Raw genomic sequence first — 8,102 nt, forward strand, 5'->3', positions numbered from 1 at the left:
TCTTGTTCCGTGACATGGTGATCATTCTCCTTCGAAAGATCGCGGGCTTTGGCCGAGGGTCGCTTTCAGAGCCGAACGTCTTTCCCGACACTGCTTCGGCCACCGAATGCTATCGGGAAGGAATGATGTGGGCAAGTCATCCCACTGCTCTCCATCCAAATGAAGGCTCGCTTGAAGCTGCAAAGTAAGATTTCTTCCTAGTCTTATAGACCATCGGATCGAGCCATTCACTCAAATCGAGCCAATTCTATTACCTCAGGTTGGTAAAAATCCTATCGGCCCGTTTCTTCTTGATGACTCTTCTGCGTGTGCGCGCAGCCACACCGCCACTCCTTCTTCGAAGGAGTGAAAATCTCTATTGATGCAATGAAGCACGCCAACAAACGTCGGGTTTACTGCCTCTGGCTCCTTTGTTGGGGCTGAGCCGACGCCTTTCTAGAAAACGTCTCGAGACACGTGCGCTTGCGATCAAGTTGTGCGCGCTTCGCTCCACTGGAACAGTCTCAAAATTTTGATCAGATATAAAAAATTGTGTATCAGATTATAAACTCGCGGTTGTACTACGGAAACTGTGTAGTTTTATTGCCGAATATCTATATTTACACGTCGTGATCGAACAGATTTGGGGGGCGAGATTTTCCGGCAGGCGGTCACAGCTTATCGTTCGGTGAGATGTCCACCGTGTACAGTCGCTTCACTGGCTGATGAAAGGCCAAGCCTGTCTCACAATTCATCAAGAATTTGTAGGAGGATGCATTTCGAACTGATGAGAGTTCTGTCAGAGTATGCAACACGCTGCGGCCACTTCGGACGACAGACTCAACCAAGATGCTTCGTCACGTTCAATCGTGCGGTGAGCAGGCCGGATCTCGAGACCGAGATCTATTCGACTCGTCGACTTTTTCGGATCTAGGGCAAATCCGGACCATCGTCTCCGGAACCAGCGGGCTGTCGATATCAAGGACGAGGAGGCCATCACAAGCGAGGGACAGGACCGCGTCCACCGGCTCGATGGAAGATGTGTTAACGCAGGAAATAAGCGCCGAGATTGCCACTCCATCACTTGGTGCGTTTTGTAAGCGCATCAAGATTCTCAATCTATCCGCAGGTGGTACGATTTTCTTTCGCATCGACCATATTATTCTTGCATTACTCATCCTGGGTTCTTGGATCACTGCGGATCTGCGAAGACAAATATCCACTTGATCTTCGAAAGCGGCCGGCAGCTCGAGCTCGTCTCGAACTCCGAGCAGACGGACAACTCCAGTGTCCATCTCAACGATGAGATCGAGAATTCCGCTTGAAGCCGAGCCTGGTCCAGCTGTTATTCGTCGTACGGCGGCATCGAGCGTGAGCTGTATTAGTATGTCGCGATGCCAGCGTTGTACATAGAGGATAGGGGCTAAGGTCTTGCAGGATCTAAAGCCAGGCCTTTGTGTGATTAATTCCCGTCGCTGAGGTTCTTTTTGCCTTGGTGCAAACATGATGATCGGCTCCACACTCTCGTAAAAGCCGGCATCACAACGTTGCGCGAAGTCGACTATGCCATAGACAGGAACATATTTGCGATCTAGCTAGGTACTAATAGCCGAGAGTGCGGATCACCGCAAAGCAGGGACAATTTCTCGAAATGGCTATGGTGTAATGGTAGCGCCATATTGGCGTATTACAAGCTGAGATGCCAATGTCGGGCCTGTGGATTGCGGTGGTAAATTTGAGAATTACCCGACGTGCTATGTTTGCGTACTGCTTTTGATAGATTTTCGGTTTGATTCAATCTTCGATTGATAGTCGCCCGGCCGGTCTATCTTCTTTGTCTGCTACTTCGGCCAGCCAAGTGCGAACATCTTTAAGAGTTTCGGTCCTGCGTCCCAGCGCTGTCGCCCGTGCCAGAACACGGTCGAGCTCGTCTCGAACTGCAAGGTCTAGTGGTTTCGGTGCAAGCTCCATCTGAGATGCCCCGACATGCAATTCGAGGGTCTCAAGCAGATCCAGGAGGTATGCTACCGCCGGCGGTGGACCCTCGTTAGACCAGCGGTTGACGCTGCGAAGCGAACTGCCGATCTCCTGCGCGAAACCGTCTTGCGTGCGGCCGAGCTCGCGCAGGCGCGCACGAAACTCAGCCGCAGACAATGGTGCGATGGAGCTTTGCGGTTTTCCAACCACAGTCGGTTCTTTCGGATCCTGTAATCTGCGAATGGAAGGCATGCTCGTCCGTTTCGCGAGAGCATCGTTCCTTTGTCGGCGCTTGTCACCAAGAGGTGCCAGCTCAAAACGTCGCTGTCGATTCGGTCGGCGACGATCTGATTGGAGCCGGCGAGCTTACGGCTTCATTCACGAACGAAGGGCGAACCAGTCGACAGGATGCGCCCAACCCGGCCCGTTATTCCTACCGAGGGTCCATTCGCTGTCTTAAAGCTTCAAACTCGATGCGACGCCGCAGGATCTCGGCTAAGCCCTCGATGACAGCCTCCCGGTCGCCGTCGAGAATTTTGCAAAAATCGTCGATGGCTTCCACCAGGGGCTGCAGTTCGCCGATATCGGGTTCTTCGAGAGGAAGCACGAACATCAGACTTTCTCCGTTGCAACCGACGGTACGGACATCTCGGCTGAGTGCGCGTGGGTTGCTTGATCCCTTAAGATTCGGTCAAGGTCTCGTGCGGAGAGGTAGCCGACCTCGGCAAGTTCCGAAGCAATAGCCCGCAGCGCGGTCGAATGCGTTTTCAGTATTGCGCGGGCTCGCTCATAGGCCTCCCACAACCGATCGGCCATCGAATCGACGATGCCCTTTGCGAGGAAGAGGTCACGTTCGGCGGGGTCGACGTGGAATAGTCCCAGTTTGCCGTAGCCGAACTGCAGATCCATGCAACGCACGATCTTGGTCGCCTTGGCGAGATCGGAGTTTGGTCCGAGGCCGCTTCCGATCGAGGCTGCGCCGAACTCTATCTCCTCGGCCGCGCGTCCGGCCAGCAGAACCGCGAGTACCGCTTCGATCTCCGGGAGCGTTGCGGCACCATTCGGTAGCTGCGCGAACTGAGCTTCGCCGCCTTCGTCATGAAGCGATAGGTCAACGATCGTGACTCGACCGAGCACTCGGCCCACGATTGCATGCCCTGCCTCGTGGATTGCGGCGCGCAAGCGCGCCTCCCTGGGCATTCCATCTCGGCCCTGACGGATCTCCATCAGGACATCGTTGAGGTCGATCTGGCGCCCGGCACGACGCGCCGCGCCCCGAGCGCGGCGTACATACGCTTCGACATCGGCACCCGTTCTGCCACGGGCGGCAAGTGCGAGTGGCAGCAGAGAATCGCCGGCGAGGACGTTGGCCCCGAGATGATGACGGAAGATCTTCTCCAAGTTTGTCGTGTCAGGCTTTTCGATGACGATCTCTCGATCCAAGCGCCCTGCCCGCTTTACGGCCGGGTCGATCCTGTCGGGATGGTTCGAGGCTGCAACGACGATCACGCCCGGCCGCTCCTCGACGCCAGCAAGCAACTCGAGGAACAGGTTCACGATCTGCGTCCAGTATTGGACGTTCTCGCCACGGATCTGCGCGCGGTCTGAGATGCCGTCGAGCTCGTCGATAAATAGGATGCAGGGCGCCTGCGCCCGAGCTTGCGCAAACACCTTGCGGATTGCCTGCAAGGTGCCGGAGAGATAGTCCGATGCGCACCACTCCGCGACGGATGTTGCTACAAGTGGAACGTGTGCCGACTTTGCCAATGCGCGTGCGAAGCTTGTTTTGCCAACACCGGGCGGACCCGATAAAAGCAATCCTCGGTTGTCTATGGCATCCCAGATCAAACCACCAGTGCGGTAGGCCTGCAAATCGGACGCAAGAGCCAGCCCCCAATCCTTCGCGGCGCCGTAACCGTCGAGCTCTTCCAGTGTCACGCCCGTCTGGAGGTAATCAGCCTTGGCGGCCATGACCCTTGCAACGGCATCCAAACAGTTGTCCGGCGAGGCAGCTCCCCGGAGTGCTATCGGTAGATCGGAGATTTCGATGGTACGCACGAGATCAGGATCGATCCGCCGCGTAGGAATTCCACCGGTGACCGCTTCGATGACGAGGTCGAGCCCGCTCTGATCTAGGACCGGGAGCAAGATGCGATGCTCGGCAGCGCGCAGGAGATCTCGCGGCAGCTGGCGCTTCGGATCGGGGGCGACGCCGACAATGGGAACCCGGGCATAGAGGGCCGAGGCCACCATGAGATTGCCGATTTCCGGTCTGTGATCTTTGTGGGAGCCATCGCGAACGAGCAGACCGCCCTGCTTCGGTCCCAGAACGACAGCTCTGTTGCCGTTCAGATCCATTGCCCGAACACCGGGTCTGAAGGCGCATCTCTCGAGAACGTCCCGCACCGGCTCGACGAGATCGGGCAGGTGGGTGGTGATGACGACCACCGGAGCCTCGCGTCGCAGGCGACGAACCAAACCGTCTTCCGCCTCAATGGCGCGCGCGACGAGCACGGCCACGGCAGCCAGATCCGCAGGGATGGGTACGTGCTCGGTCTTCCTCTCGCCTTCCGTCTTGGCGAGGATGAGTTCTACGGGGTCGTTGGTGGGTTCATCGCACTCGGAGTCTGGCTCGAAGTCCCGGGCGCCCTTAAGGTTTCTGCGCTCGCTCTGCGCCAAGGTTCGCAGGAAGGCTCGAGCCAGTGAATCGGCGGGTTCGGCGTCCGGATGCTGGTCCTGCGAGATTGTTGAGGTCGACAACATGGCATGATCTCCCGCGACCGGGCAGCGGCGCCGGCCGTCAGCATGATGGCTGGATCGGATGCAGCGACGTGGCTGGCTCGTAGTCGGAGCACTCTGCGGACGTCGGTTTCAGGAGACCGCCTGCTTCATAGGCGATATGAGAGGGAATAGAACAAAACAAGAACGTATGCAAGCTTCCGTTCGGTTCACGTGAATTCCTCAGAGGATGAAATCGATCGCCCTCCCGCTGCAAGCGATGAGGGCCGCAGCTCCCTTCGTGCAGAACGAACTGTGCAATCTGTAGCCCGCAGCTTGGACTATGTCGGCACGACCGACAGTTCTCCCTTGTTGCTGGGTAGTTGCGCCTACCGTTTCACGAACCCGATGTCGGCCGCGACTGCCCCGAGCTGTTCGGGCTCGCGCTCCTTCCGCTCGCTGTAGCGGTTCACGAGGTAGTCTGTCCGCGCGCGTGTCACCCTCGTGAACTTCATTAGCTCCTCTGAGACATCCTCTACCCGGTCGTAGAGGGGGCCCGGCTTCATCCAGCCGTCGTCGAACTCCTTGTAGGCCATCGGCACCGAGGATTGGTTCGGGATCGTGACCATCCCGATCCAACGCCCGAGCACGCGCAGGCTGTTCACGGCGTTGAAGGACTGCGAGCCACCCGGAACCTGCACCACCGCAAGGGGCCGTCCTTACGTTGGCCGCACCGATCCCTCGCTCAGCGGTGCATGCAGACCAGGGAATTAGGAGCTCGAATGATTGGGTCGGGTCGGCTTCTGCCGGCCCGCTCTATGATCGAATCGAGTAGGACCTTGCCGTTCTGCTTTTAGAAAATGAAAGCTTGAAATTTGACGTTCGTACGAGTCTCGACGAACTGCCGATTTGCGCCATGAGCAGACATCAGCCCCATGCCTGGAAGCAGACGTTCCGTTTGCGACCCGCCTCGGTCGCCTGGGGCGCCATGGGCGCTTACTGAAGGCGGCCATTGGTTTGCTACCGGGCAATTTCCGCTCGGGGTGAAAAACCGGAAGTCGGCCCCGCGAAACCGAACCACCAATCTGAACCGGAGCTTCAAGGAAAAGCGCCAAAAGCTCTTTCGGAAGCTCGATGAGCGCTACGGCTGAAGCTCTTCGATCCTCTGCTCGATGAAGGCGGCAAGCTCCTCGGGGGAGTGTCTGCGGGCGTCCACATACCCATCCGTGGCGCGTATCCCTTCAACGTCACCGTCACCCGTTCGGATGAGCATGATCCGGTCATGATCGCGACGGAGGATGATATCGCGGATCGCGCGAAACTCGATGCCGCACCAGTCCTTTAGCTGGTAGTGACCGCTGATAAAAACGACGATGATCTTCGAGCGCTCGCCGTAGATCTGCTGCAGGAGCAAATCCATGTTCGGCCGGGCGAGCTGACCCGGGTAGTTGCGGTCGTAGAAATATTTGTCTGGCCCTAGTCGGTGCTCAAGCTCGCGCGCAATCTTCTCGATTAGGTCTCGCTCTTCACCGGGGAATGACAGCGCTACGTCAAACACGTGGGTGCGGATATTTATACCTCGGCCGGGATGCCGCGCCCAGCCCGGAAGGGCGATGCCTTGGGCATTTAGAACAGCCGTCAGGTCCACGTCTTTCACCGCCCAGTGGGTGCGGTACATCTCCATCTTCGCGATATCGAGTTCGAACCTCAGCTTCTCCAGATCCTCAAAGCCAAGAAACGGATCAACGTCAAAAAGCTCATACGCAACCCGCACGTCGTTTTGCCGAACGATCACGTCGCGGATCATCCCGAACTTTGGGTCCAGCTCGTGACCTAATTCGTAGGCGAACACGGAAGGATAGCGTTTCAGCTCGGCGATAGCGGCTGCGTCTAGGTTTCCGTAGCGGTCCCGCAAGGCGTCCGAGGTATACTCATAGACGCAACGACCCTTTTCGATATTCCACGGGTCGCCGTTCCAGCTCTCGTCGTTGCCGGAGACAAACAGGTTGTACATGGCGCCTTCCGATAAGGGTTGTGCAAAGGCCTCTGCAACTGAGCCATGAGGATGTTGGGGGTAGTTGGCAAGCCCACATTGACTCTAATGGCGCTACGTTTGTTCCTTTTTCGTTCTTACAATGAGAGTGATCATGGCAACCGCGAAGCAGTCGGAGAAGGTGAGGGCGATGAGCGACGTAGACGTTGCCGCCATCGCCTATGTCGAGGGGCCGAAGGTGATTTAAGCCAGGCGCTGCAGTGGGCTGTCACCGACCTCTTGCGGACGAGAATCGCTGTGGCAGAAGCCCGAAATGCAATCTCTTATGGGTATGTTCGGAAGTCCCCATCGTCGGCGGGGGATTCGAGGCGGCGTTTATGGTACAAGCAGCGAGTTTAGCCTAGCTTGTTAGACGCATGGCCCAGATACCGCCTTCCATCATCGGCACCGCCGCCCCTGTTCTCGCGGAGAGGTACACGCACTCGGAACTCAACTCCCTGTTCATGGCGAACAGCTTCCCGGGTGACCCGCCGGAGGGTAATAAGGAGAAGAAGTGTCTTGATTGGCTGCGGCGCGGGAACCATCGTCTGGCAGATCCTCTAGCGTCGTTCGGGCGCTTAATTGCCGAGTTTATGGATACGGAGCAGAGCATTCCGTACGCCAGTTCATGGTCGGCTCCGCGCGAGGAAAAGCCGGACCCGCGTCAGTTTCTGGCCTCGGCGCTGGATAGGGAAGGTCTTAGCTATCAGCGCGGCGGAATGATCCTTGGCGCTCATCTCTCAGGCCCTTCACGGTCTTTAGCCGAACGTCTCCGTAGCGAGGGCATCAAAGCCGTTGAGGATGAATACCAGCGAGCTTACGCCGCTATCGGGTCCGACTCGCGGGCGGCGCTGACGGCAGCGTGCGCAATCCTCGAAAGTGTGTGTCGCACCTATCTGGAAAGCGCCGGTATCGAGCCACCGAAGATGCGTGGCCTTCAGGCGGTTTGGCCGGAGACCGCACGCCATCTAGGGTTGAACCCGGCTGCCGTCGCCGACGATGACATAAAGCGCATTCTTCAGGGCCTTTACAGCCTAGCGGATGGAATTGCCGCGCTTCGGACCCATGAAGGGTCTGCCCACGGTAAGGGTGATACTGAGCAGCGTCGATACAATATCGAGCCACGGCATGCTCGACTTGCGGTTCATGCTGCGCATACGATGGCTTTATTCGTTATGGAAACTTGGTCGGCAACATCGCGTAGGCATTAACTCAAACTGGCAACAACAAATAGGCGAGGGCCGCAACAAATGCCCAATCACAAAGGGTTTCCGTACTCAATTGAAGACGTACGGCAGGCGAGCGAAGTCATAGGGGGTGACCTCGCCTGGAATCCTGAAACCGAGAACCAGATTCGTGACGCTTTTACCATTGCAAACCACTGGCGAGATTCCCA

The 8,102-nt window shown here is 57.4% G+C and carries 5 protein-coding genes and 1 pseudogene; 1 reads left to right on the forward strand and 5 read right to left on the reverse strand.

What is annotated here, in order from left to right:
* Nucleotides 1-1,773: 1,773 nt before the first annotated feature.
* The 5 genes and pseudogenes from K2X24_RS05205 to K2X24_RS05225 form a co-directional block, all read right to left on the reverse strand.
* Nucleotides 1,774-2,208, reverse strand: a complete 435-nt coding sequence (locus tag K2X24_RS05205) for a hypothetical protein (RefSeq protein ID WP_292495337.1) — start codon at nt 2,206-2,208, stop codon at nt 1,774-1,776.
* A gap of 181 nt (nt 2,209-2,389) precedes the next feature.
* Nucleotides 2,390-2,569, reverse strand: coding sequence for a hypothetical protein (locus K2X24_RS05210; protein WP_292495338.1), 180 nt, complete (start codon nt 2,567-2,569; stop codon nt 2,390-2,392).
* Nucleotides 2,569-4,719, reverse strand: coding sequence for an AAA family ATPase (locus K2X24_RS05215; protein WP_292495340.1), 2,151 nt, complete (start codon nt 4,717-4,719; stop codon nt 2,569-2,571). Before K2X24_RS05215 ends, K2X24_RS05210 begins: the two co-directional genes overlap by 1 nt.
* A gap of 344 nt (nt 4,720-5,063) precedes the next feature.
* Nucleotides 5,064-5,426 (reverse strand): annotated as a pseudogene (locus K2X24_RS05220) (arsenical resistance protein ArsH); the annotation flags it as partial.
* A gap of 389 nt (nt 5,427-5,815) precedes the next feature.
* Nucleotides 5,816-6,688 carry a TIR domain-containing protein gene (locus K2X24_RS05225; RefSeq protein WP_292495342.1) on the reverse strand — a complete coding sequence of 291 codons (873 nt, stop codon included), beginning with the start codon at nt 6,686-6,688 and terminating at the stop codon, nt 5,816-5,818.
* 395 nt (nt 6,689-7,083) lie between these two features.
* Between K2X24_RS05225 and K2X24_RS05230 the strand changes: the two genes are divergently transcribed.
* Nucleotides 7,084-7,917 (forward strand): abortive infection family protein, encoded by an 834-nt coding sequence (locus K2X24_RS05230; protein WP_292495344.1) that lies wholly within the window; start codon nt 7,084-7,086, stop codon nt 7,915-7,917.
* Nucleotides 7,918-8,102 lie beyond the last annotated feature (185 nt).

Origin of the sequence: Methylobacterium sp., from assembly GCF_019750675.1 — a bacterium.
GTDB lineage: Bacteria > Pseudomonadota > Alphaproteobacteria > Rhizobiales > Beijerinckiaceae > Methylobacterium.